This window comes from Rubinisphaera italica (genome assembly GCF_007859715.1).
In the GTDB taxonomy this organism is placed as follows: Bacteria; Planctomycetota; Planctomycetia; order Planctomycetales; family Planctomycetaceae; genus Rubinisphaera; species Rubinisphaera italica.
In genome coordinates this window covers 2,793,981-2,818,898 of the sequence record NZ_SJPG01000001.1, presented here as the reverse complement: position 1 = coordinate 2,818,898, position 24,918 = coordinate 2,793,981, and the positions used below count along the sequence as shown (strand labels likewise).

At 48.0% G+C, this 24,918-nt stretch carries 16 protein-coding genes; 9 read left to right on the top strand and 7 right to left on the bottom strand.

Annotated features, from left to right (window positions below):
- Positions 1–327: 327 nt before the first annotated feature.
- The 3 genes from Pan54_RS10640 to Pan54_RS26560 form a co-directional block, all read right to left on the bottom strand.
- Positions 328–1,341 (bottom strand): threonine ammonia-lyase, encoded by a 1,014-nt coding sequence (locus Pan54_RS10640; RefSeq protein WP_146503465.1) that lies wholly within the window; start codon positions 1,339–1,341, stop codon positions 328–330.
- A 118-nt stretch (positions 1,342–1,459) separates the two neighbouring features.
- Positions 1,460–2,884 carry a DUF1501 domain-containing protein gene (locus tag Pan54_RS10635; protein WP_146503464.1) on the bottom strand — a complete coding sequence of 475 codons (1,425 nt, stop codon included), beginning with the start codon at positions 2,882–2,884 and terminating at the stop codon, positions 1,460–1,462.
- Between the two features lie 61 nt (positions 2,885–2,945).
- Positions 2,946–3,071 (bottom strand): hypothetical protein, encoded by a 126-nt coding sequence (locus Pan54_RS26560; RefSeq protein ID WP_261343175.1) that lies wholly within the window; start codon positions 3,069–3,071, stop codon positions 2,946–2,948.
- Between the two features lie 266 nt (positions 3,072–3,337).
- On the opposite strand from Pan54_RS26560, the gene Pan54_RS10630 reads away from it, so the two are divergent.
- The 3 genes from Pan54_RS10630 to Pan54_RS10620 all read left to right on the top strand — a co-directional run bounded on the left by Pan54_RS10630 (position 3,338) and on the right by Pan54_RS10620 (position 7,664).
- Complete coding sequence (locus Pan54_RS10630) at positions 3,338–3,616, top strand: hypothetical protein (protein ID WP_146503463.1); 279 nt, start codon at positions 3,338–3,340, stop codon at positions 3,614–3,616.
- Between the two features lie 938 nt (positions 3,617–4,554).
- On the top strand, positions 4,555–5,718 hold the full coding sequence (locus Pan54_RS10625) for a TIGR03364 family FAD-dependent oxidoreductase (RefSeq protein WP_146503462.1): 1,164 nt from the start codon (positions 4,555–4,557) through the stop codon (positions 5,716–5,718).
- An 83-nt stretch (positions 5,719–5,801) separates the two neighbouring features.
- Complete coding sequence (locus Pan54_RS10620) at positions 5,802–7,664, top strand: metallophosphoesterase (RefSeq protein ID WP_146503461.1); 1,863 nt, start codon at positions 5,802–5,804, stop codon at positions 7,662–7,664.
- A 690-nt stretch (positions 7,665–8,354) separates the two neighbouring features.
- On the opposite strand, the gene Pan54_RS10615 is transcribed toward Pan54_RS10620, so the two are convergent.
- On the bottom strand, positions 8,355–10,217 hold the full coding sequence (locus Pan54_RS10615) for an alkaline phosphatase D family protein (RefSeq protein ID WP_207310104.1): 1,863 nt from the start codon (positions 10,215–10,217) through the stop codon (positions 8,355–8,357).
- A 201-nt stretch (positions 10,218–10,418) separates the two neighbouring features.
- Between Pan54_RS10615 and Pan54_RS10610 the strand changes: the two genes are divergently transcribed.
- A complete protein-coding gene (locus tag Pan54_RS10610; RefSeq protein WP_146503460.1) occupies positions 10,419–14,444 on the top strand; it encodes a serine/threonine-protein kinase in 4,026 nt (1,341 codons plus the stop codon).
- A gap of 101 nt (positions 14,445–14,545) precedes the next feature.
- Here Pan54_RS10610 and Pan54_RS10605 read toward each other — a convergent pair whose 3' ends face one another.
- The 3 genes from Pan54_RS10605 to Pan54_RS10595 form a co-directional block, all read right to left on the bottom strand.
- On the bottom strand, positions 14,546–15,229 hold the full coding sequence (locus Pan54_RS10605) for an ECF-type sigma factor (protein ID WP_146503459.1): 684 nt from the start codon (positions 15,227–15,229) through the stop codon (positions 14,546–14,548).
- A 148-nt stretch (positions 15,230–15,377) separates the two neighbouring features.
- Positions 15,378–15,719, bottom strand: a complete 342-nt coding sequence (locus Pan54_RS10600; RefSeq protein WP_146503458.1) for a hypothetical protein — start codon at positions 15,717–15,719, stop codon at positions 15,378–15,380.
- A 519-nt stretch (positions 15,720–16,238) separates the two neighbouring features.
- Positions 16,239–16,577: a hypothetical protein gene (locus Pan54_RS10595; protein WP_146503457.1), complete on the bottom strand. Its 339-nt coding sequence runs from the start codon at positions 16,575–16,577 to the stop codon at positions 16,239–16,241.
- Positions 16,578–16,895: 318 nt separating this feature from the next.
- Between Pan54_RS10595 and sppA the strand changes: the two genes are divergently transcribed.
- From sppA to Pan54_RS10570, 5 genes are all read left to right on the top strand, one after another.
- A complete protein-coding gene (gene sppA, locus Pan54_RS10590) occupies positions 16,896–17,945 on the top strand; it encodes a signal peptide peptidase SppA (RefSeq protein WP_146503456.1) in 1,050 nt (349 codons plus the stop codon).
- 86 nt (positions 17,946–18,031) lie between these two features.
- Positions 18,032–19,081, top strand: coding sequence for a phosphoribosylformylglycinamidine cyclo-ligase (gene purM / locus Pan54_RS10585; protein WP_146503455.1), 1,050 nt, complete (start codon positions 18,032–18,034; stop codon positions 19,079–19,081).
- A gap of 61 nt (positions 19,082–19,142) precedes the next feature.
- Entirely contained in the window at positions 19,143–19,985 is an 843-nt protein-coding gene (locus tag Pan54_RS10580; protein WP_146503454.1) for an ABC transporter permease, read from the top strand.
- Between the two features lie 431 nt (positions 19,986–20,416).
- The gene (locus Pan54_RS10575; RefSeq protein WP_146506392.1) at positions 20,417–23,428 is read left to right on the top strand and encodes a PSD1 and planctomycete cytochrome C domain-containing protein; all 3,012 of its coding nucleotides are present in this window, start codon (positions 20,417–20,419) and stop codon (positions 23,426–23,428) included.
- Between the two features lie 59 nt (positions 23,429–23,487).
- Entirely contained in the window at positions 23,488–24,879 is a 1,392-nt protein-coding gene (locus Pan54_RS10570) for a DUF1501 domain-containing protein (RefSeq protein WP_146506391.1), read from the top strand.
- Positions 24,880–24,918 lie beyond the last annotated feature (39 nt).

Below are 24,918 nucleotides of genomic sequence, written 5' to 3'. Positions count from 1 at the left end.
CAGCGGAAATCGCGTGAGTTCCGGGAACTTGTGATCGAAATCACCAAGTCAATCGGCTTCAGCTACACGCGAATCATTGCAAAATTGCGGAAACTCGGGATTGAGAAGATCCGCCGTTAGACCTTCGGAATATCCTTAAGGAAGATAAGATTCAGCCGTGGCCTAATTAAACCTCGAATAGAAAATATCATAACATTGACACAGACAGCACTGCTGCATATTGATAGTAATATCGCAAGGGTGGTGTCTTGTTGTGAATCTGACTCGTCCCTGGTCCACAATAGTGGATCCTGCCTGGGTAAAGAAAGAATTTAAGCGTTGGGTGGATCATTCAGGAAGCTCAGCGATCCACTCTTGAAACTGGTCGTCGTCTACATTTCGACCGCTAATCACAATCACGATATCGCCTTCTCCGTCAAGATTAGCCTTCTCGGTTAATACGGCTGCCAGCGAAATTGCACCGGAAGGTTCGGTCTTCAAACCGTGGCGATCATATACCCATTTCATCGCCTGCCGGGTCTGGAGATCGGGAACGGTCACAGCCGTTTTGACATGTTTTTTCAGAACAGGCCAGTTGTGGTGACCGACATCATAGGAAAGTAAACCGTCGCAAATTCCGGTCGGTTGTTTCAGGCTGATTCTTTCTCCTGCTTTCAGGGATTGAGCGAAGTCGTCTGCGGTGTCTGGTTCTACGCCGATGATTTCTGCTTCCGGGAAACCATCGGCTATCGCTAACGACTGACCAGCCATCAAGCCGCCACCACTGATGGGGCAAAAAAAGTGCGAGACGGTTCGTCCCTGTCGTTTTAATTCATCAACAATTTCCAGTCCTCCCACGCCGTTACCTGCGATAACGTTGTTATCGTCATAAGGAGATGCCTGAACGCCGTGCTCCTCTTTAGCAATTGTGCGTGTGAGTTGATCTCGAATACCGGTTTCATGATCGGTCGCAATATCGTAAGTGCGAATTTCTGCACCGAAAGAACGTGTTAGATCGAACTTCACCTGCGGTGCACTTTCAGGCATCACAATAATCACTCGCTTGCCATATCGCATACCTGCGTAGGAAATTCCTGAGGCAAAGTTCCCCGAGGAATGAGCAGCGACCGGCTGATCTGAAATTCGTTCCAGATTGTTAGCCATCCAGTTCAAAGCCCCCATCACTTTGAATGAGCCCGTTGGCGAAGAACCGTAATCTTTTATCCAGACATGGCGATCTTCGGGGAAACCGAGTTCCTTTTCCAGTCGATAGGATCGAATCAAAGGCGTAGGAGAGAGATGCTTCCGGATGACGGATTCTGCATTTCGTACATCTTGAATTGTAGCAGTGGTAATGGACATAACTGTGTTCTCGGCTGGAAGAACTCACTCCTTGGGTATCAGGGGCAGGGGAGTGTGAGAATTTCAATGTGAGTGAGAGCAGATTGCTCTGCCATTTCGCGGAGTTGTTTCATTGTGATTAACTTTGCCGAGCCAGTTCCACAATCGGTTTTCCTTCTCGGATGATCGGAGTCGGGCGGCCTGAGAAATCGGGCGGGGCGATTGTGTTGTAATCGATTTTCAAATGTTTGTAGATCGTTGCCAGAAAATCTTCGGGACCGACACGCCTTGAGATCGGGTCTTCGCCTCGGGCATCGGTTGCCCCGATCACCTGTCCGGTTTGGATTCCTCCTCCCGCAAAAAGCATAGAACCGGCTCTTGGCCAGTGATCGCGTCCCGGCTGAACCGTTCCCTTGGCACCGCTGGCAACTCCTCCGCCGCTGCTGGCCACATGGCTGATTTTTGGTGTGCGACCGAATTCTCCCGTTACAACAACAAGTACCCGTTTATCAAGTCCACGTGAGTAGACATCCTCGATTAAGGCAGAGACCGCCTGATCGACAAACTGGGCTCGATATTGGAGGGCTTCGAACACATGATGATTCACTGCGTGGTCATCCCAGTTACTGACACGTCCGCAAAGCGGTCCGTCGAATTCCGTGGTGATAATTTCGACGCCGGCTTCGACCAGTCGTCGAGCCATGAGGCATTGCTGGCCCCATTGGTTCATGCCGTAGCGCTCACGCACCTCGGTAGGTTCCTGAGAAAGATCGAATGCCTCCCGGGCTTCGGGTGAGAGAATTAGATTCATCGCCTGTGATTCAAAATGATCCATCGCCTGCATCATTCCCAGATGATCGATGTCTCTGCGAATATGGTCAAGATTCTTTCGCAGGCCGACGCGGTCTGTAAGTCTCTTACGTTGGGCATCGCTCGTGTTTCCGACATTCGGGATATTGAAGTCGGGTTTACTCGCATCACCAACAACCTGAAACGGAGTATAATTTCTCCCCAGATAAGTGGGGCCTGCAATCGTGAAGCTGTCGTAACGGTCTACCGGATTGAGCGCGATATAGTTGGGGATCGAATGACTCGGTTCAAATCGCTCGGCGTGTGCGATGGACATCCAGTCTGGGTACTTTGGAAAGCGTTTATCCGTTGCATCCGGGTCTCCGGAAAGCATTTGCAGGGAGCCCGCAGGGTGTCCTCCTCCGGTGTGTGAAAGTGATCGAACGATGGCATATCGATCTGCACAAGTGGAAAGCTTGGGAAGCAATTCGGAAATTTGAATTCCGGGAACGTTCGTCGAAATCGGAGAAAATGGCCCTCGATAATCACTCGGAGCGTTTGGTTTAGGATCGAAAGTCTCCAGATGCGAAGCTCCTCCACGCAGCCAAACAAGAATGATCGCCGTTTTTTCAGGACTCCCCTGCTGAGATTGGAGATTGCGATCTGCTTTCGATGCGGCTTCTGCTCGCAGTCGCAGCAACCCGGGCAAGCTGAGGGCTCCAAATCCTCCCAGACCCGCTCTCAAGAATTCTCTACGCCCCCATTGATCCTGCATCGTGAATCCTATTCATATAATTATCAAGTACGACATTCCGTGGTGAGCTTGCACAAAATTGTTAAAAGACATCAGCCGCTTTTTCAAGTTGATCGATTTCGATCCGCTCGTACTCAAAGCCGGCTTCCTCGAAGTAGCCAACCAGCCAGTCACTTACTTTTTCTACCAGATCCATCAGCCCCGTCAATTTTCGCTCTCCTGAGAGAACAGAGTCATGTAAGGTTGCTGCTTCTTCTATGGAGATCTGTTTCGCCTGCAAATGGAGGCTACAAATACAATAACACTATTTGACCACTCCGTCAGGCTGAAAACAGCTTCTCCCCCAGGATAAGCGGAACAAGTATTGCCTGAAATGAGCCAAGAATTCAAAAAACAGTGCACTTTTGCACAACTGCTCCTGTGTGCAAAAGTGAGTTGCTCCTATTGATATCCATGAAATAACTGCTTGGAATTGTGATTTTCCTATCACAGGGGAATCACACTCTCGATAAGGGCTCCCGCGACATTGTCGGTTATCCGATCTCGTGTGCAGAAGGGAGACTTAAGAAAGGTGAAGACTCCCTGGTCCCAATCACTTTTCCGGAAGTTCGTCGGCTGCTTGATGAAATCGTTCTGAAGACCAGTCCCGTCAAATACCCGAGTCTGGAATGGTCTGCCTGGCGTCACCACCATCAATTCCTTGCCAGACACTGCCATTACCGAAACCGCGGCCACGAACCTCCAAATCAATGATCTACAACTGTAGTTCTAAGTGACGAGAACTTGCGCGGAAAAGTCCAGTATGTTGTGAAAAATAGCAGGGCAACAGTTCCTGCGTTTCTGGGAACGTCTGTAGCATTTCCAAAATCAATTTTCCGCGTTCTGCCTGAGCAAATGTAGCGATTGAGGCAAGTAATCGTACATGCAAAGGCACACTGCATTTAGAAATGCTCTGGAGCATATTCAAAAACTACCTGCAGCGTTCGGCAGGAGCAGTTATAGCGTTATTAGGACATTTCGTGTCCAAGCGACTGCAGAAACCATTTGAAAATGGTCTAATAGCGGGGAGAAGCGAGTTGTTATCATTCATGCAGGACTGATGACCTTTGATTTACTCGGCGTTTATGCAGCTGCTCAGCTCAAAGCAGGCATTTACGTGTCCTAATTCGCTTGACTTAATGCTCGGTGGTCAAACGACAAATGACACCATCACCCGTCCAATCGTCGGGCAGAGCCATGTTTTCGTAGAAGCCTCGCGGCTCAATTCAGATTTTTCAATCTCCACATTCAAGTGCCTGTTCGGCAACCCCTGCCAGAACATGCCGGATCCTGGCGGTAGAAGTTAGCACGAGCAGGGCGATTCTCTTTCGGAATGGCATCGTCATGGCGTCTGGTCTTGAGTCAATAAACTTAAGCTGGATTTCTGTGCGAAATGGTCATCGTGTCTACAAAATGTAATTCCACTTCATGAAGGTTGTTTTATATTCCCGGAGAATATTGTTATCAAAGTTTGCGCAAATGGTCATTCTCAATTGCCGACTTTCCCCTCAGAATGTAATTCACTTGATTCCGTAAGCGGATTTTATTTCATTGACAGTGTAACTTAAGTAAATCAAGTCAGCTTTTGAATCTGGAAACAACACCTCAGTTTAGGCAACAATCACTGCGCTCTTAGAAATGTAAAATCAATCATGCAATATGACCTCGCCATTATCGGTAGTGGGATTGTCGGTTTAGGCCATGCCTGGGCAGCGGCCAGACGTGGCTATTCGGTAGCAATATTTGAAGCGAATCCTCGCCCAGAAGGTGCGAGTATTCGGAACTTCGGAATGATCTGGCCAATCGGTCAGCCTGCTGGCTCAGCCAGAGAATTATCCCTCAGAAATCAGCAATTGTGGCGGGAGCTGGGTAAGGCTGCCGACTTTCCAGTGGAAACTTGTGGATCCGTTTTCCTGGCACACTACGAAGACGAGATGCAGGTGCTGAAAGAGTTTGCGGGATCAGCCTGTTCGCGTGATCTGGATTTAAAACTTCTCAGCCCTGCCGAGACGCTCCAGCATCTACCGGCAGCCAACCCTAATGGACTTGTGGGCGGCTTGTACAGCCGAACGGAATGTCGGGTCCATCCTCCAACAGCAATCACTTCGATTGTATCTTGCCTGAGCGATCTTCCGAATGTTGACCTGCATTTCGAGACTCCCGTTGTGCGTGTTCACGACGGTTCAATACAGAGCGTCGAAGGGAAAAGCTGGTCTGCAGATCGTGTTGTCATCGCCAGTGGAGCTTATTTTAAGCACCTGTTTCCAAAACAACATCGCGATCAGCAATTCAAAATTTGTAAACTGCAAATGATGCTCACTGTACCTCAGCCCGAACAGTGGAAATTAGGGCCACACATGGCCAGCGGTTTAACATTGAGGCATTATTCAGCATTCGATATTTGCCCAACCTTAACTCAGGTTCGGCAGCGAGTTGCGACAACAATGCCCGAACTTGATCGTTATGGAATCCATGTGATGGCTTCCTCGACTCCCAATGGTGAACTGATCCTCGGGGACTCCCACGAATATGGAGATGACATTGAGCCATTTGATAAAGAGGAAATCGATCAGCTGATTTTGCGCGAAATCCATAAAGTTCTGCAGATTCCACAAACATCAATCGCACGACGCTGGGCAGGTATCTATGCCAAACATCCCCAGGCGATGTATTGCGTTAAGGAAATCAAACCTCGCACCTATCTGGTCAATGGCTTTGGTGGTAACGGGATGACACTGAGCCTCGCAGTCAGTGAAAGTGTCATCGAGCAATTGGAAGATATTAAAAATCTGGAAATCCCGGAGAACTCTTTTTAGACAGAGCGTAAGCAGGATTCTTACGGAATTCGTCATCAATCACTGAAAATGAGACACAACTTTATTTGATCATCAGGAAACAAATGAGAAATATTATCATCGTACTGATCTTGAACCTTTTGGTTTGTCATTTGAATCTTCATGCTCACGATGGTCCTGATCCACTAGCCAGATGGCGATTCAATGATCGCACGGTTACAACAAACGACAAGAGCCAGGCAGAAGTCAAGGCGATCCTTGGCCCCAACGGGACAATCAGCGGAACGTACCGTATCGTAGGAGAACTGGCTGAGTCGCGACTATCTCTTTCCGGGGTGGATTCCGGCATCACACTGACTGAAAATTATGAGACAGCAAAAGCATTTCTGCCCCGTCAGGATTTGACGGTCTCAGCATGGATCAGCATAACCAGGTCTCAACCCTGGGGCGGGATTGTGGGACTGGTTAAGGATAACGGGAATGATGAGTCAGGTTGGATCCTGGGATACGACGAGCAGCACTTCACGTTTGCTCTGCGGGGTTCGACTGGTCCACAACGATTGACCTACCTGGCCAGTCGCACCAAATATGAATTGGGGAAGATCTACCATGTGACTGGAGTTTATGACGGAAGCATCATGCAGATTTTCGTGAACGGAAAGCTCGAATCATCCAGCGCCGACCAATCCGGTGAAATCGTATATCCCGAGGATTCACCGTTAATGATTGGCGCGTACCGCGATGACAACGAGTTTAATTCACATGCTGGGCAACTCGGAGAGATTGCAATTTATGAGGCGGTTGCGAAAGCCGCCTGGGTGGAGCATGAGTTTTCACACTACGAAACCCTCGCCTCTCTGCCACCAGCACCGAATGATCAACCTGTAGAATTTGTCATCGAACCTTATCTCCAATTCGGGGCCAAAACGGGAATGACGGTTATGTGGAAAACCAGTCAGCCCACCATCGGAGTGGTCCATTATGGTGAAACCGATGAATGCCCTCGAAAAATTCGTGACAAAGAACCGACAGTCATTCACGAATTACGGATCGAGGGTCTCGACTCACAAACACAGTATTTTTATAGAACAAATTCCAGTAAACCGGGTGAAGCTGACGTTTTGAGCAGTGAGATCTCCACTTTTCAAACCGCAGTAGAAGCGGACACTCCTTTTGCCTTTGCGGTTATCAGTGACACTCAGGGAAATCCAAAAGTTTCTGGAAAACTGGCCGAGTTCGCCTGGGGGCAACGTCCCAGTTTCCTTCTGCACCCCGGAGATCTGGTCGACACCGGTACGCGCGATGATCATTGGACGCAGCATTTTTTTCCCAGTATGAACAAGCTGATCCGGTATGTTCCATTTTATCCGGTCCTGGGGAACCACGAACAAAACGCTAGAAATTATTTTGACTATGTCTCGCTACCAGATCCCGAATACTATTACGACTTCGAGTTCGGCAACACACACTTTTTCATGATTGACTCCAACCGCAATGTCGATCCAGGATCCGAACAGTATCTTTGGCTGGAAGCCAATCTGGCAAAATCCAAAGCCACCTGGAAAATCGTCTGCCATCACCATCCCCCATATTCCTCTGATGAAAATGATTACGGCAATCTCTGGAAAACCAACAAAGGGACACGTGGCGATTTGCGGATTCGACAACTTGTCGGCCTGTACGAGAAGTATGATGTCGATATCGTCTGGAACGGTCACATCCATTCCTACGAACGAACCTGGCCAATCAAAGAGGGAAATTCGGTTGAGAAGGATGCTCCCATCTATATGATTACCGGAGGTGGAGGCGGGGGACTGGAAACTCCTGGCCCGATCCGTCCTTTCTTCCAGAATACGGTCCGGCATGGCCACCACTACACAATGGTGAGAATCAATCACGGCATGCTCGAACTTCAAGTTTATGACCTCGAAAATCGCTTGTTTGATCAGCTAATAATAGAGAAATGACTCAGAATCTTTCAGGAATGGTACGTTGTACGAGCACTGATCTGATATTGATAAAAGAGTTGCTTGGGATACAGTACGAAGAGATCCCATTTGAAGCGAGATCAACAGCCGCCGATTCGAGAGGCACCTGATGAAGTGGCAACAACATCAATCGATCAGATTGAGGTAAGAAAATACGATGGCGGATTGCTCAAATCGCTTGAGAGCAAGGCGGTTTGAGCAGATCGAAAAGACCATAGTGGAGGCGAGAGTTGCCGCTTGAAGGACCGCCAGGAAATAAATCGGGCCCAACGTTGCCGGATTTGTGAGAAGCCTGTGCCTTGAGACCTGAAGTGAAAAGAGCAGGTTATTGATCGGGCTTAGCAAATAGTAGGTAATTGAGAATCATAGACTCGCAAGCAAATTGAAGTTGAGAAGTGAATATGACACCTCTCGATCTATCGACTCAGTGGCGAGTACTCGCGCAGAGTAGTCCAGAATGTTGTGGAAAACAGCAGGGCTGAAACCATTTGAAAATGGTCTAGTCGCAGAACGCTTCGGATATTCCGGTCGACGGCTATTACGAAATCAGGTGGATTATTTGCCGCATCATAATGCGGCAAAAAGTTACTTCCATTTACATAACTTCGCACTATGAAGTGCCATCCATACAATGTTTCTGTGCTAAACAAAGAACTACAAAAATTTCTGCTATTCCTCATTCTTCCTTGGCAAGGAAATCGCCTCGGCATACGCTAACTTCCCTGTCCGTCCCTCATAGTATTGGAAAATGACCTGAGGATGTGGGTAGGCGACAAGTCGTTTGCCGCCGACTTTTTGAGGCATATTAAAGACGTTATTAACCTGGACGACGCAGTAGTAGGGATAGAGTCGCTCAAGGCGAGGCAGGTCGGGGAGGACGTAGCTGGACCAGCGAATGTTGCAGGCACGAGGACCAGACTGGAAATGTCCGGTGATTGGTCGGTCGGCTTCATCGAGTTCAGGCACGTGGTTCACTGAGTTGTGTGGACCGCAGCAGAACTCCCAGACGTTGTCCGTCACTTGGATCGCGAAGCTGTTGTGTAAATCGCCTGTCATCACAAAGACCGGTTTGCCAATTTCATCCCAGGTATCGATCAGCATTTCACGTTCTTCAAGAAACACGACCCAGGCTTCTTCTTTATTGAGAGCATCGAACTCAAAACCGCCGGCTCCACTGTGGGGAATCATAAATGGGACACTGGAGACGACAAAGAAAAACTCGGCATCACTCGTTCGCATTTCTTTCAGTAACCATTCCCGTTGATCTTTGCCGAGCATCGTCAGCCCCGGTTTGTCCGGTTGTTTCACATCGTGCATTTCACGATAGGTTTTTGTATCGAGCAGAAAAAACTGACAGTTAGAGACACGGAAGGTGCCATAGCTGCGACGTCCGATGGAATAGGACGCTTCACCATCTGCGACGGCTGCATGAGAGAGTTCGAGAGTGTGCTTGTCAACAACGCGGACAATATCGTAAACGCGCGCATTCGGATTGCCGCTGTCGTCATCATAGATGATGTCGTTCACGCCGGCATTCGGCGTGCCCCAATGGACATGCAGGTTTGCCATTTGATCGAGTGGTAGATGAGTGAAGTCGGCTTTGGAATCTTTGAGCAGTTTGCTCCCTTTGATGAACTGAGCCTTTCCAAAGTGAGCCGATTGATCGGAGACAGTCGGATTGGCCCAGCCGAGATAATCGAACCAGGCTTGAATACCAATGTCGCGAAACACCGTTCGGCGATGTCGTCGACCAGCGGAACCGCAGCCCCAGATGTCGTTGACGAGTTCATGATCATCGAATGTGAAAACGCTCGGCACCTGACGATGCCACTGAGCCAGAGGCACACCGCGTGATTGATAGAGTTTGTAGTTCTCCCATACTCCGACAATTGATGGTGCATTCCTGACGATGTCAGGAGTTTTCTCTTCTGTCAAACGATTCTTCGCTGTCCAGGTTTCGACGGGTGTATCCCTTAGTTCCTCGTACAGCCAGTCTCCATTCATGATTCCAAAGTTAATATCGTCTGCAAGTTCGCGTAACATCGTTTGATAGAGTGGCAGGGAGTGACCGATGCCATGCAGGGGATTCTGATTGGCACACGAGCCGGCTTCAAAACGAAAATTGAACAAACCCTTCGGATTGTATTTCTCATTTCGAGATCCTTCGACAGAGGGCAGCGTCAGAAAAGAATTGATACTTCCCTGAGGAGAGCCTTCAATGAAGACCTGATAGTAGTAGCGTGAATCTGCTTCCAGATCCTGCAACTCAGCGACGCCTGTCAAATCGTGAGCAAATTCTGTTTTGGGAGATTCAACAGTATGTTCCAGATTCTCTTTCGATAAGTCATAATGAATGGAGAAGGGAGTCGGATGCGAAGTTCTTGCCCAGACTTTCATCGAATGATCACTCGGCTGACCGAGCATGGGGCCATGTGTCATCGTAGGAGGATCGTCGGCCTGAGCAGTTGTGAATGCAGAGAGAATAAAAGTAAAAAGTAAAGTTTTAAGCATTGAATGATATAATTTATTCATCAAAGAAACCCTTCGAGCGACGATTTTGAGTGATCTTCCATCTTTCAAGCTAGCCTGTTGGAAGTGAAATGTCCACGACTCAGGTTTCCTCACCGGTCGTCGGTTGTCCAATGGTGTGGAATTCATGTTTGATTGTGGATTACAATCGGACATTCTGTTCTGATATCAGTTCAAATATTCTCCTGACATTTTTGCGGCATCATGACGAAATCTTCTGACAATCAGGAAACGAAGCTGGATGTCAATCAGGTGATTGATAGGCTTTGTGATCAGTTTGAAGAGCAATGGCAGGCGGGAAGTGATCCCCGGATCGAAAAGTATCTCGATAATCTGGCCTCTGAAAATCATTCGCAGGTACTGTGGGAACTTCTGGCACTGGAACTGGAACTTCGTCAACGGCAGGGAGAAATTCCTGAACGAACTGAATACGCGATCCGATTTCAGAACTTTACGAAAGTTGTTCAAGATGTCTTCCGAGAACAGGAAACTGCTGTTGCGAACAGCATGCACAGTTTGACTCAGAGTCCTGAAGTCGTCGATAACCAGCCGAAAGATTTTGCAGGGACAGAACGATTTCAGATCCTCAAAAAGTTAGGGCAGGGGGGATTTGGTCAGGTTTATGCAGTTCACGATCGATTCTATCAGGAAGACTGTGCCCTCAAATTATTAACACTTCCGGAAGGGGGATCGCTCTATCGATTCAAGCGTGAGTTTCGCACGTTGGCCAGTTTGAATCATCCCAATTTGATCAAATTGAAAGAACTCGTTGCAGACGAAGATTACTGGTTCTTCACGATGGAGCTGATTACTGGGGTAACGCTCAATCAGGCTTTCCCAAAAGTTAATACAAACACGTTTGAACCCCTGTTGAGTGAGCGAATTCCACAGTTATTTGGTCAGTTGCTCGATGGGCTCGAAGCGATGCATGAAAACGGTTTTGTGCATCGGGATCTCAAGCCGGGCAATGTGATGGTCACTCCTGAGAACCGTGTCGTTGTGCTTGATCTGGGACTGGTTTCGACCATTCAATCTGAATTTCCAGAATGGCAGCAGAGTGTTGAGTTAGGAGTAGCCGGTACAATTTCTTACATGGCTCCAGAACAGGCGAGAGAACAGTTCAGCCCAGCCAGCGATTGTTATGCGATTGGAGTGATGCTGTTCGAAACTCTTACGGGAATGCGGCCTTTTCAGGGATCGCCTCTGGCAATTCTGCAAGCGAAGCAAACATTTGGTGCCCCTGAACCAAGAGAATATGTTGAAGGAATTCCCGAAAATCTCAATCAGCTTTGTTGCGACCTGCTCGAACGGATTCCTGAAGATCGGCCTACCATTCCTGAAATCCGCGAACGGCTGGCAATTTCTGTTGATTCCCCAGTCAAACCGAATACAAATCAGCAGTCCCGTCATGTTCTGATTGGGCGAGAAGCGGAAATCAATGCCCTGCATCGGACAGCAATTCGCCTGAACGATAATATTCCTGGACTCGTTTTTGTGCATGGTCTTTCCGGGGTAGGGAAAACTTCACTGGTCGATGAATTTCTGCATCAATATTCCGCATCGAATGCCGACGTTATTGTTTTGAACAGTCGCTGCTACGAGCGGGAGTCGGTCCCTTATAAGGCGTTCGATGGGATTATCGATTCGCTCAGTCGGCATTTGAATAAAATGAAAGCCGAGGAAGCGTCGCTGCTGTTGCCTCGGCATATCGGCGATTTAGCCAGATTGTTTCCGGTATTGCAACGCGTGCAGATTGTTGCTGATGAAGTCAAACGTTATCGGTCCCCTTCAGATTTTCAGGAATCGAGACGCCGGGCGATCCAATCGCTCAAAGAGTTAATGTCGGCGATGGCGGATCGACAGAATGTCGTTTTGACAATCGACGATTTGCAGTGGGGAGATCATGATAGTGCCCGTCTGCTACAGGAATTGTTTTACGCCGATGATGCTCCTGCCGTTCTGCTGATCGCAACCTATCGTAGCGATGAACGTGAACGGAGTTCCTGTTTGAAACAGTTGCTGGATCCAGAGACACGCAGCGAACAAAGCAAGGAACTCATTACAGAAATCGCACTGTCTGAGTTGACAGAAGAAGATGCTCTGCAGTTAGCTCGTAGTCTGTTGAGTGGAAGTCAGCAGGATGATGCCACCGCAATTCAAATTGCGGCAGAGGCAGGAGGTAGTCCCTATTTTATCCGGGAACTGATCCGGCATACAGAATCGCTAGGTGGTCAGTTTACGACACTTGATGAAGTCATCGTCAAACGTGTTCATAAATTAAATGAGGACTTGCGGCGAGTTTTGGAATTTATTGCGATCAGTGGGCAACCGCTCACAATTCTTGAAATTCTCGAAATTGCGAATGTCACTCGCAATGAACTCGATCAACTTCGCAATGAAAATCTGATTCGTACCAGCGGGACTTCTCAGGATGATTTCGTCGAATGTTTCCACGACCGGATTCGGGAATCGGTCACCGCCGATGTCTCATCCGAGCGCAGACAGCAGATTCATCAGGTTCTTGTCAACGTGCTGGAGAACATCGGACGCGCAGACTCGCAAACTCTGGGGCAGCATTTCGAATCTGCAGGAATGTTCATTGAAGCGATCAGACATTATGAAAAGGCAGCCGAGGATGCTTTGAAACAGCTCGCCTTTAACCAGGCGGCTCATTTGTACGAAAGGATTTTGAAGCTCTCTGAAGGCACCAACCAGGAGTTGCAATCACACTATCAGGCTTTAATTGGCGAAGCCTATGCAAGTGATGGACAGGGAGAACGTGCTGCCCAATATTATGAGTTAGCCGCAATTGCGAGTGTGGAAGAAGATCGCAAATTCGAATTAAGACGGCTTTCAATGATGCGACTTTTTCAGGTGGGGCGACTCAGTAAGGCTCATCAATTACTGGAAAGTCTGCTTAAAGATGTGAAGCTGGCTTATCCCCATTCAATGCCACAAGTCGTTCGTGGAATTGTCTGGGAACGAATTTTACGAACGAAACCAATCCGCCCCTGGGCCTCGGCATTAAATCGACGTACCACAAAGCTCGCAGAACAACGCATCAAAACCTGCTGGGCTGCTGCACAGAGTTTGAGTATTCTCGATCCGGTTCGCGGTTGTTACTTCCAGCATATTGGGGAGCGGGAAACGAATCTGGCGCCTGAATTGATGGAGTCTTCACTATTAATTGCGTATGGAGCCTGCCTGATTGCAGCGACTGGGCAACAAAAAGATATCCGAATTGCCCGTCGAATACTGGAAGACTTGCGAGCCTCTCCAAATTATCTGGCATCCTGCTATACCGATGCCTTTGTCGAGATGTGTGAAGGAGCGACCGATTATTTGACGTCCGATTTTTCCCGGGCAATTGAACGCTGCACGCAGGCGGCTGAGGGATTTACGAATCATTGTCCAGAAGCGTGGTGGGAGGCCGATTTGAGCCGAATGTTCGCACTGTTCTCCGCAAACTTTTCCGGCAACATCAATCGGATTCGCGAACTGACTACCATTGATGCGGCTACTCGCTCGAAACGCGATACGACCTATCACGATTTGATGATCCGCGGCGTCTCAGAAATCGTTCTCGATATGGCTCGTGATGATTTGTCACAAACACAATCACGGACGCAAGAGTTGGCCACGCTTCTCGATTTCAATGATTTCAATAATCTGCATTTCAATTATTACTTAAGGTACTTATGGGAATTGCGATATCGCGGGGAATATCAAGAGTGCTGGGAAACGACGGTCAAGATTGAAAAGCTGTTCCGTTCTGCGTTACTTCAAGGGCACCACTGGTCGCGTCATGCGTATAGTCTGCATCGAGCCTCGGCTGCGATTGCGACCATTGCCAAGCATCAACAGGATGCCACTTTTACCGAGGTGAAGAAAAAAGGATTAATCTCAGATGCCGAGAAGCACATCAGCAAGTTGAGAAAAGAATCGATTCGCTGTTGCTCAGCCGAAGCTGATTTATTGATGGCTGGTCTGTCTGTCACGATTGGCCGTAACGATGCGATGACCTACCTGCCCAAATCGCTGGCTGGTTTTCGTTCGGAAAAACTGGTGATGTATGAAGCGATCTGCTACGACCGCCTGGCACGGCTCGGGAATGCTCAGGCCAGTCAGATTGGATCCGAAGCCGCGAAAAAATATGTGAGCGAACATCAGATTGTCGCCCCCGAGAAATTCTTTCAGGTCTTTTCGCCGGGTAACTGGCCTGCGATGTAAATACAAGCACGAATCGCAAGCGAGTGTGTCCATCAAATCAACATACTCGCTTGCGATTCGTGCTTGTATTGGTTTGATTCATTGTTCGAAAATTGCCTGACCTACGAGTTTTGATCGAACGATTTATCGGCATGGGCGAGCCATTTTTCGCGGATTAAGGCTGCTTTGCGTTTGACGGTTCGGGTTGTCACGCCAAGCTTTTCGGCAATCTCTTCAGTGGAATACGATTCAAGTTTCAATCGGGCGACTTCTCGCAGCACATCGTCATCGAGTTCGTCCATCAATTGGGCATGTTGTTCGTCGAGTGCGAGCAGGGTTTGTGGTGTGGGATCTTCTCCGAGAAATAAATCCCAGCCGGGGGCGGCTCCAGCATCGACTCGGTTTATAAAAATCGATTCCCCACGTACATCTTTTCCGCCGCGTTTTTTGGCGAGTTGATGCCGAACCTGATCGGTCACTTTGCGTTGAGTCATCACAATTAAAAGTGCCCACAGTCCATCGCGATCGTTCAGTTCGGGAAATTGACCGCGTGCCGCTCCGTTCATGAAATTATTCATGACACTCAGAGCGACATCTTCCTCATCGGCGACTCGTCGATTGGCGGCTCCCAGTCGTTTCCGGGCGAGGGGGACGAGCCTTTCGAAGTATCGATTCCATAAATCAGCCTGCGCGTCCGTCTCTCCCTGTTGGAGAGCATCGATCATAATACTGACGGAACCGGGTGAAGAATCGTTCTCTTCCATTGCAGCATTGTCCTGTAGAAATTTCAGAATTGGGGACGGCATTCAGAAGCAGTGGTCTCGATTACAGTCTATCTTGATCGTTACATGGTATGTACGCAATGAAAAACGCCAATGCAATTTCGGAATTAACCGCTTGCATTGGCGTATTCATGTTAGATCGCAAGTTATTACAACCTGATGTGCGACCGGCTTACCGGTGCAAATCGTAATGTCCGGGATGGTAGTGGAAATGGTTTCCATGGCGATCATAGTGACCGGGATGGTAATCCAAGTGAGGTTGACGGTAATAGCTGTTGTAGGATCGACCATAATTGTAGCTGTTGCCGTATCCGTAGTTGCGGTTCCCGTAACCATAACCATAATTCCCGCCTCGATAAGATGGCGAACAACCATATCCACGATTGTACGAACCGACCGTGAAACCGTAATTGTTGCCACTAATACCGAACTGCCAGTTGCTGGCTTGTGCTGGTTGGCTATTTACCAAACTGAAGCCTAAAACTGCAATCGCGCACAGTGTGAACTTATACATTGCAAACCCCTTCTCCCACGTTAATTGTTATCATTTGACGTCCATCCCACTTCCTCAGTGGTTTGGGGCCACACGTCAAACCTACTTACTATTATACGTAGCGAGGCTCATGCCGGTCAGGGGACATCCTTTTGACAGGAAATTCCAAATTAATATCAGATTTCCTCAAGATTGAACCATCCAGTGCAGTTGTCGTCTTTGCTATATGCCTTAAATTTCGTCATGAGACGAAACCTTTACGTTTTTTTGTTCTTTGTTCCAAATGATCAAAGGGCAATAAGAATTTCTCCTGGCATGTGAGCGAAAGGACTTCAGTTCGAAGCTCGCTGCTTAATAACGACTGGCTTCAGCGGATCATAATTCAGTTTGATTGCGTATTCGTGAGTTCCCAATAAAAAAACCAATGCAATCTCGGAATTTCCAGCTTGCATTGGCTTATCATCAGATGGCATTGATTGTCGACAAATAGTCAGATTCTCATTTTAAGGTCTTACTCAAACCGACATTCCGACACAGGTTTCAATGACAGCGATGGTTGCCGGAATAGGGTTGGCTGTAATAGCTGCGGTTAGACCGGCCATAATTGTTGCCATAACCGTAGTTGCCATGGTTGCTGTTTCCGTAGCCGTAGTTACTGTGTCCATAGCCGGAATTGCCATACCCAGAATTTCCGTATCCGTGACCGTAGTTACCACCGTGAAACGATGGTGAATTGTTGTATCCACGATTGTAGGATCCGACGGTGAATCCGTAATTGTTACCACTGACACCGAATTGCCAGTTGCTGGCTTGTGCTGATTGCGATGCAACCAGAGAGACCCCCAAAATCGCCAATGCGCACAGTGTGTACTTGTACATATCTCTACCTTGTTTTCTTCTTAAATTTACTCTTATCGGATGACTCATTGACTTAATGAGTTTTTTGAGTCCCCTGTGAAATTTGCTTACATGATGCATAGCGAAGCCCACATCAATTAGAGGACGTCGTTTTGAATAATAATTCTGAAGTAATTCCAAATTTTCTGTTTGAGGATTAATTTGCCTTATTCAAAGGTTAATGAAGATGTACACCTCTTGGATAAAATTCCGCTCGATTGCAGCAGGGCAGGGGAACACCTATAAAGTAGTGCAAGCTCTCCGGGATCAGTTGAGAGTATCAGACCGACAGGAAATATGATGGCAGACGAAAAACCAGATCCTCAAAAAACGACATCCTCCCTCACGACAGGCAATGGCGAGCAGGTTGTGCGACTGGTCATTGAGGCTCAGTCGACTTCGAAATCCCGTTGGGGAACGAAACTTCTGGGGTTACTCCTGTTGTTCTCCATCATTTTGAATTTGATGCTGCTCTCATCCTACGGCGACTATTTCAATGAGTTCGATGGCCCCCTGGAGCGATATCATTCCGGGAGCAAGGATGCCGAGCAAAAGATTGCTCTCATTCGTGTCGGCACAACGATCATGCCTCCTTATACAGAGCGCATTCTCGAACAGATCAAAAAAGCGACTGAAGACGATTCGATTAAAGGGATGGTGCTCGTTGTCGACAGCCCCGGTGGACTCGTTGCGGACAGTCATCAGATTTATCATCGTCTGAGCCAATTTGCGGAAACCAAACCAATCTATGTGCAGATGCAAAGACTGGCTGCTTCCGGGGGCTATTACATCGCGATGGGCGGAGGCGATAAAGGGAAGCTGTTTGCCGAGCCGACAACCTGGACGGGTTCCATTGGTGTCATCATTCCTCACTACGATATTACTCAATTGGCCGACAAAGTGGGCGTGCAGTCCGAGCCATTAAAGACGGGGGAATTCAAAGATTCTCTGAGCATGTTTAAGCCGATCAGCGAACGGGATCGGGAAGTTTGGGATGGGATTCTCGATGAAGCCTATCAGAAGTTTCTCGGTGTGATCGAAAATGGTCGTCCTGAGATGACTCGGCAGCAGATTGAAGATATTGCGACAGGCCGCATCTTCACGGCTGATCAGGCAATTGCGAATGGGATGGTCGATGAGATCAGCTTTCTGGATGACACGATTGCGAAGATGGAAACGGATTTGAAAGCCGGGCCCATGCGGGTGATCGAATATGAGTATCCTCCGACGTTGACAGATGTTCTACTCGGGTCTGCCTCTGCTTCTGCTGAAAACGAAATGTCTCTGCTGAAACAACTTCTTGGTTCGCCAGCTCCCCGAGCGTTTTATCTGCTGGGCGGTTCGCAATAATTTCGACGGACACAACCAGCCTTGCGAAGTTAAAACAGGCTGGAAGCCTGTCTTAAGAGGTCAATTAACAATACAGGATCAGGTCGATGAGTGGAATTGATTATAAGTCCTCTGGAGTAGACCTGGATGTCTACGAAGAGTCGATGCGGCGAGTCGGCAAACTGGTCCAGAGTACAACGACGCCCGGTGTCATGCCTTTGCCTGGTGGCTTTGCGGGATTGTTTCGCTTGTTTTCAGAAGGCCGCCAATATAATGACCCAGTCATTGTTTCTGGAACGGATGGTGTCGGCACTAAGATTAAAGTCGCTCAACTGACGAATCGCTTCGATACGATTGGAATCGATCTGGTTGCGATGTGTGTGAACGATTGCCTCTGCACGGGAGCTTTGCCACTCTTTTTTCTCGATTATGTTGCAATGAGCCACGATGACCCGACTTTGACGGAAGCATTGGTGACCGGAATTGCTGAGGGATGTCGTCAGGGAGGCATGGCACTCATTGGTGGCGAGACGGCCATCATGCCCGACTTATATAGCCGAGGGGATTTCGATCTTGCTGGCTTTAGTGTCGGAGTCGTTGAACGTGAGGATGTTCTGACTGGCAAGCAGGTCAAACCAGGGGATGTCGTTTTTGGCATTGCTTCCTCAGGCTTACACTCAAATGGTTTTTCACTCGTCCGCAAAGTTGTTTTTGAGCATGCTGGCTTGAATGTTGAGGATCATGTCGATGAACTCGGTACTACAGTGGGCGATGCTCTGCTGACTCCGACGGCCATTTATGCAAATCTGGTGCAGTCTGTTTTATCTGTTCCTGAACTTCGACCCCATGTCCATTCGATCGCTCACATTACCGGCGGCGGTCTTCAGGAAAATCTGGCTCGCGTACTGCCCGATCATGTTGATGCCATTTTGAAAAACAATTCCTGGGATATCCCGGCAGTGATGAGCTGGATTCAGAAACTCGGTGATATTGCTCAAGCGGAGATGAATCGCGTATTCAACATGGGAATTGGACTTGTCATAGTCTGTGATGCAAGTGGGACTGAAGAAATCGAGACGATCCTCAGTAAACAGGAGTTGACTTGTTATCGACTTGGCGAAATTGAAGACGGGACAGGGCAGGTAAAGCTGATTTAATCGATGATGTGATTCCTAGACAGGCTGGAAGCCTGTCCTACTCTGGCGCAACAGGAATGAAATGAGTGAGGTGAGTCCAGCCGAGGATGTGTTCAAGCCTAATTATCTGGGTGTCTGGACACGATGTGCGAAAAATTCGATTGTCCGGGAACTTTCATTCCGCAGTAATTTTCTGATTACGATTATTACCCGTGGCTTCTGGTTTGCTGCTCAACTGATTCTGTTTGAGATTATCTATCAGAATGTGAACACGATTGCCGACTGGAATCGAGCAGAGTATTTCGGATTTATGGCGACGGGAATGCTGATCAATGCAATCATTGAGAGCCTGTTTATGCCGAACTGTGCGAATTTCAGTGAATTAATTCGCACAGGCAATCTCGATTTTGTCTTGCTCAAGCCTATCGATACTCAATTTCTGATTTCGATTGAGAAAATCAACCTGGCAATGATGAATCAGATTTTGCTTTCAGGAGCATTGCTCACTTATTCTCTTGTGAATCTGGATCGCCCCATCGGTTTTGTGAACGTGCTGATGTATCTGCTGCTGGTCGCTGTCGGGGTGATCTTCTTTTACTGTCTGATGATCACACTGGCGAGCACGAGTGTTTGGTTTGGTCGGAATCAGGGACTGTATGACTTCTGGTTTTATGTGACGGTCTTCGCACGCTATCCGCAGCAGATTTATACAGGAGGCGCATTGGCGGAATCGATTCGTGTGATCTTTAGCTTTGTGCTGCCAATCCTCCTGGTTGTGACCGTCCCCGCTCAAATCCTGGTGAGTAAAGCCTTGGAGCCATCCTGGATTGCACTATGGTCAATACTGATGACGGCAGTCTTTTTTGTGCTATCCCGTTATGTGTTCTTGTGGTCGATTGGACGATATCGTAGTGCCAGCAGTTAACTGCTGGATATTTGCCGCTCACATTCACAAAGCGTAATCGAGCGAATGAAGACCACTCGAGTGGATCCACTTGCTCTTGCTTTATTTTCTCTAGAGCATATTCAAAATTCACCTGCAGCGTTCAGCAGGAGCAAACACATCGTTTTTAGGACATTTGATGTCCATGCGACTGCAGTTACCATTTGAAAATGGTCTAAAATGTAAGCAAAACAAAGTTATAAGTAAATCACTGAAAATAATACCTCTTCTTGAAAGATTCCACATTCTTACGGATTATTCTCGACGGCGTGTGGTCATTTAACTTATAATTAAGTCCCTATGCGACTCTTGAAGTTGATCCCACCTGATGGCCTTCCAGCAGAAATGAAAACGTGATCGTGTCATTGCATTTTTTCAAGTTTGCCACTATTTCGACGCTGACCTTCCTGGTCATGGTCTCCGCTAAGAATCTTACACAAGCAGCTGAAGAAACGAATACAGCTCAGGATTATGAGTTTTTTGAGAAGCAGGTTCGTCCTCTCCTGGCTGAACATTGCTATTCGTGCCACAGCGCAAAGTCAGATAAACTTAAAGCTGGTTTGTATGTCGATCGACGTTCGTCCCTCCTGAAAGGAGGAGATTCAGGCCCCGCAATTATTCCTCATGATGTCGACGGCAGTTTATTCATTGAAGCGATTCGGTATGAATCCTACGAGATGCCTCCCAAAGGAAAATTGTCAGAGGCGCAGATCGCAATCTTTGAAAAGTGGATCAGGCTGGGAGCCCCCTGGCCGACTGAGGAGAGTCCGGAAGAGGAAACTGGACGCGAAGTTTTCGAATTACAAAAACGCAAAGCGGAACACTGGGTTTGGCAGCCGATCAAACAACCTGAGATTCCCCATGTCCATGACTCGAATTGGCCAAAGGATGAACTGGATAATTTTATTTTGCACAGGCTCGAAGAAGCTGGCTTATCTCCGGCTGCCGAAGCGGATCGAAATGGACTCGTTCGGCGTTTGTATTTTGATCTGATTGGCTTGCCTCCAACACCAGATCAAGTGCAACATTTTGTTACTGATCAAAGTCCGACAGCTGTCGAACATCTTGTCGATGAGTTGTTAGCCTCGCCTCACTTTGGTGAACGCTGGGGACGACACTGGCTCGATCTGGTTCGCTATGCCGAGTCTCGTGGGCATGAGTTCGATGAAGATGCTCGCAATGCTTATCAATATCGAGACTATGTGATCCGGGCATTGAATGCGGATATTCCTTACGATCAATTCATAAAAGAACATATTGCAGGGGATTTGATTGAGTCTCCCCGTCTGCATCCCACCGAAGGGTTTAATGAATCGATCCTGGGGACTGGCTTCTGGTTTCTTGGAGAGTGGGTCCACTCACCGGTCGATATCAGTAAAGATGAGTCAGATCGATTCGATAATATGATTGATGTGATGTCAAAAACTTTTCTGGGAGTGACCGTTTCATGTGCTCGTTGTCACGATCACAAATTCGATGCCATTTCCACAGCTGACTATTATGCGTTGACCGGCTTTCTGCAAAGCAGTTGTTATCGGCAGGTGCGATTTGAGTCGCTCGAACATAATCGTGAAGTCGCTTTTCAACTTGAGGAGCTGAAAACAAAGTACCAGCAACAACTCGCGACATTGCTGGATGATCCTTTACTAAATGAAAAAACCGTTCAAGTCTCTTTGAAGGCTGCTGTAAAGGATTTAACTTCAGGAAATCCTATCCTTGTCGACTACAGTCAAATCGCAAAGGAAGACTATTTGCAGGATGGCTATCTGTTTGGTCTTCGCCCCCGAAAAGCCGGTGAGTATTTATTGACGGAAAACTCCGATCAACCAGGTTTAACATTAGCATTGCACGATGCGGCTGCCAGTGATCCCTTCTGGAATGGGCTTGAATCTGTCAGTGAATCTCCTACACAAATGCGGGACCGTCTCACGAAAATCCCGCGGAGTGGACGTACTCTCTGCACTCCCACATTTTCTGTTGAGGATGGAATCGTTTCCGTGCGAGTCAGCGGGAGTGGACATGTCGTGGCCTGTGTCGATTCTCATCGACTGGTTGCAGGCCCATTACATAATGAAACGATACAGGCGATTTCACCCAAGAAAAACTGGGTTCAAATGAACCTGAAACGTTACATCGGTCATCGAATCCACCTGGAATTCACTCCTGCTGAAAATGCTCAACTCGAAGTGATCTGCGTTTTGCAGGGAAATGATCCGGCGATCATTAAACGAATTAATGATGAAGAAGTCTTACAAGTTGCTGAGATTCAAAATCGTATTGAAGTATTGAACAAACGAATTGAAGAACCGGGAGCACTCTCAGATCAAGTTGCAGAAATCTTGCAGAAATGGTTAATAGAGAAACGAGAACTCAAAGAGAGTGTGCAGCAGAAATCTCATCTGGCAATGGCAATGATGGACGGAACGGGAGAAGATGGACCACTGCTGATTCGTGGAAGTTCCTCTAATCCAGGGCCACTGATTCCCAGGCGTTTTCTGACAGCAGTTTCCGGTGATGAGCCAATGCATCCTCAGCAAGGGAGTGGACGACTCGAACTTGCTGAGCAGATCAATGCGTCTACGAATCCTCTGACATCACGGGTGATCGTCAATCGAATTTGGCATCATTTGCTTGGACGGGGAATAGTTCCCACGACTGACGATTTCGGTGTGCTTGGACAACGTCCGACGCATCCCGAGTTACTCGATTACCTGGCTGTGCAGTTTCGAAATGATGGACAATCAATCAAGCAGATGATTCGGAAAATTGTTTTGTCTCGCACTTATCAGATGTCGAGTTTTGCACAGGCTGAAGCACTGGAGAAAGACCCAAAAAATCTTTTATGGCATTACCGACCCCCGAAACGTCTGGAAGGGGAAGTCATTCGTGATTCCCTGTTAGCAATTTCAGGTCGACTTGATGAAACGATGTATGGTCAATCGATCCCGATTCACCTGACATCCTTCATGGACGGGCGAGGACGACCGGGAAAAAGTGGACCGCTCGATGGAGACAATCGTCGTTCCATTTATATTTCTGTTCGGCGAAATTTCATTTCTCCATTTATGCTCGCTTTCGACACCCCGGTTCCGTTCAGCACGATGGGGAGTCGAACAGTTTCAAACGTACCTGCTCAAGCGTTGATTCTTATGAATGATCCGCTCGTGGTCGAGTTAACGAAATCCTGGGCGGAACGGGTCTGTTCAATTTATTCACCACACGATGAACAATCGATTCAACAAAGTCTCACCAGCTTTTATGAGTCCGCATTTGCTCGTTCACCAAGCATACAGGAACTCGAAATCGCGACTCAGTATTTGTATCAACAATCCGCAGAGAGAAATCTCCCTGTCGATCATCCGGAACTGTGGGCGGATGTCGCGCATGCCCTCGTGAATACGAAGGAATTTATTTTTATCCGATGAATCATTCATTCCCTTTTCCCTGCCAGAGAATTCAAACGATACCGTTCTCGCGTCGTGAAATGCTCACGAGATGCGCGGGTGGTTTTGGAGCAATCGCATTAGCAGCTCTTGCTCAGGAATCTGCTTATGGATTCACAAAGACTGCAAGTCAGGAAATCAGCAAAGCCGGTCATGGTCCACACTTTCCACCTCGTGCGAAAAATGTGATCTTTCTCTACATGGATGGTGGTCCATCGCAAGTCGACACGTTCGATCCCAAGCCGATGCTCGATAAATACAATGGGCAGAACCCCGGCGATTTGTTCACTCTCGAACCAACTCAATTCAACAACACTGGCAAAGTGCTGGCCAGCCCCTGGAAGTTCAATCAGCATGGGGAATCAGGAATTCCAGTCAGTTCACTTTTCCCCCAAGTGGCTAACTGTGTCGATGAACTGGCCGTCATTCGTTCGATGGTTTCTGAGTTTCCCGAGCACACCTTTGCCAATTATTTCCTGCATACCGGCAGTGGTTTGCAGGGGCGTCCGAGCATGGGGGCGTGGGTGAATTATGGATTGGGAAGTGAATGTCAAAACATTCCCGGGTTTGTGGCGATCAATGGAGGATTGATTCCACCTGGTGGGTTAGATTGTTTTGGTAGTGGATTCCTGCCAGCCAGTTATCAAGGGTCTGTTTTCAAACCTTCTGGCAGTGCCGTCGCCAACATTCAGCGAACAGAGAAGTCAGCAGAGATTCAAAAGCAGAAGCTCGATTTGATCGGTCAACTCGATCAGATGGCGACACAGAAATTTGGTCAGCACGATAGTTTGGAATCGGCTATTAAAAATTATGAGATGGCCTATGAGATGCAAATGGCAGTTCCAGATTTGATGTCCCTGCACGAAGAGCCTGCACACATTCAGTCATTGTATGGAATGGATGCAGAATATGAACCAACGAAAATTTATGCTGCGGAATGCCTGATGGCCCGCCGTTTGATTGAACGTGGAGTAAGATTTGTCGAACTGACTTGTCCCAATGTCAGACATGATCGCTGGGATCAGCATTCCAATTTGAAAAAGGGACATGAGGATAATGCCCGTGCTGTCGATCAGCCGATTGCGGCTCTGTTGAAAGACTTGCGGCAGCGAGGTTTACTCGATGAAACGCTGGTCGTCTGGGCGGGAGAATTTGGTCGGACACCCTTTGCACAAGGAAATGATGGTCGCGATCATAATCAGTATGGCTTTACCATCTGGATGGCAGGTGGAGGCGTGAAAGCAGGTACTGTATACGGGGCCACTGATGAATGGGGTTACAAAGCCATTGAAAATCGCACGGAGGTTCACGACCTGCATGCCACTATGCTACATTTACTGGGCGTCGATCATACCCAGTCAACCTACCGATTTGGTGGCCGCGATATGCGATTGACCGATGTCAAAGGCCATCTGATTCACGACATCATTTGAAAGCGTTCACTCCCCCTATTCTAGCCTCAAAGTATTTCC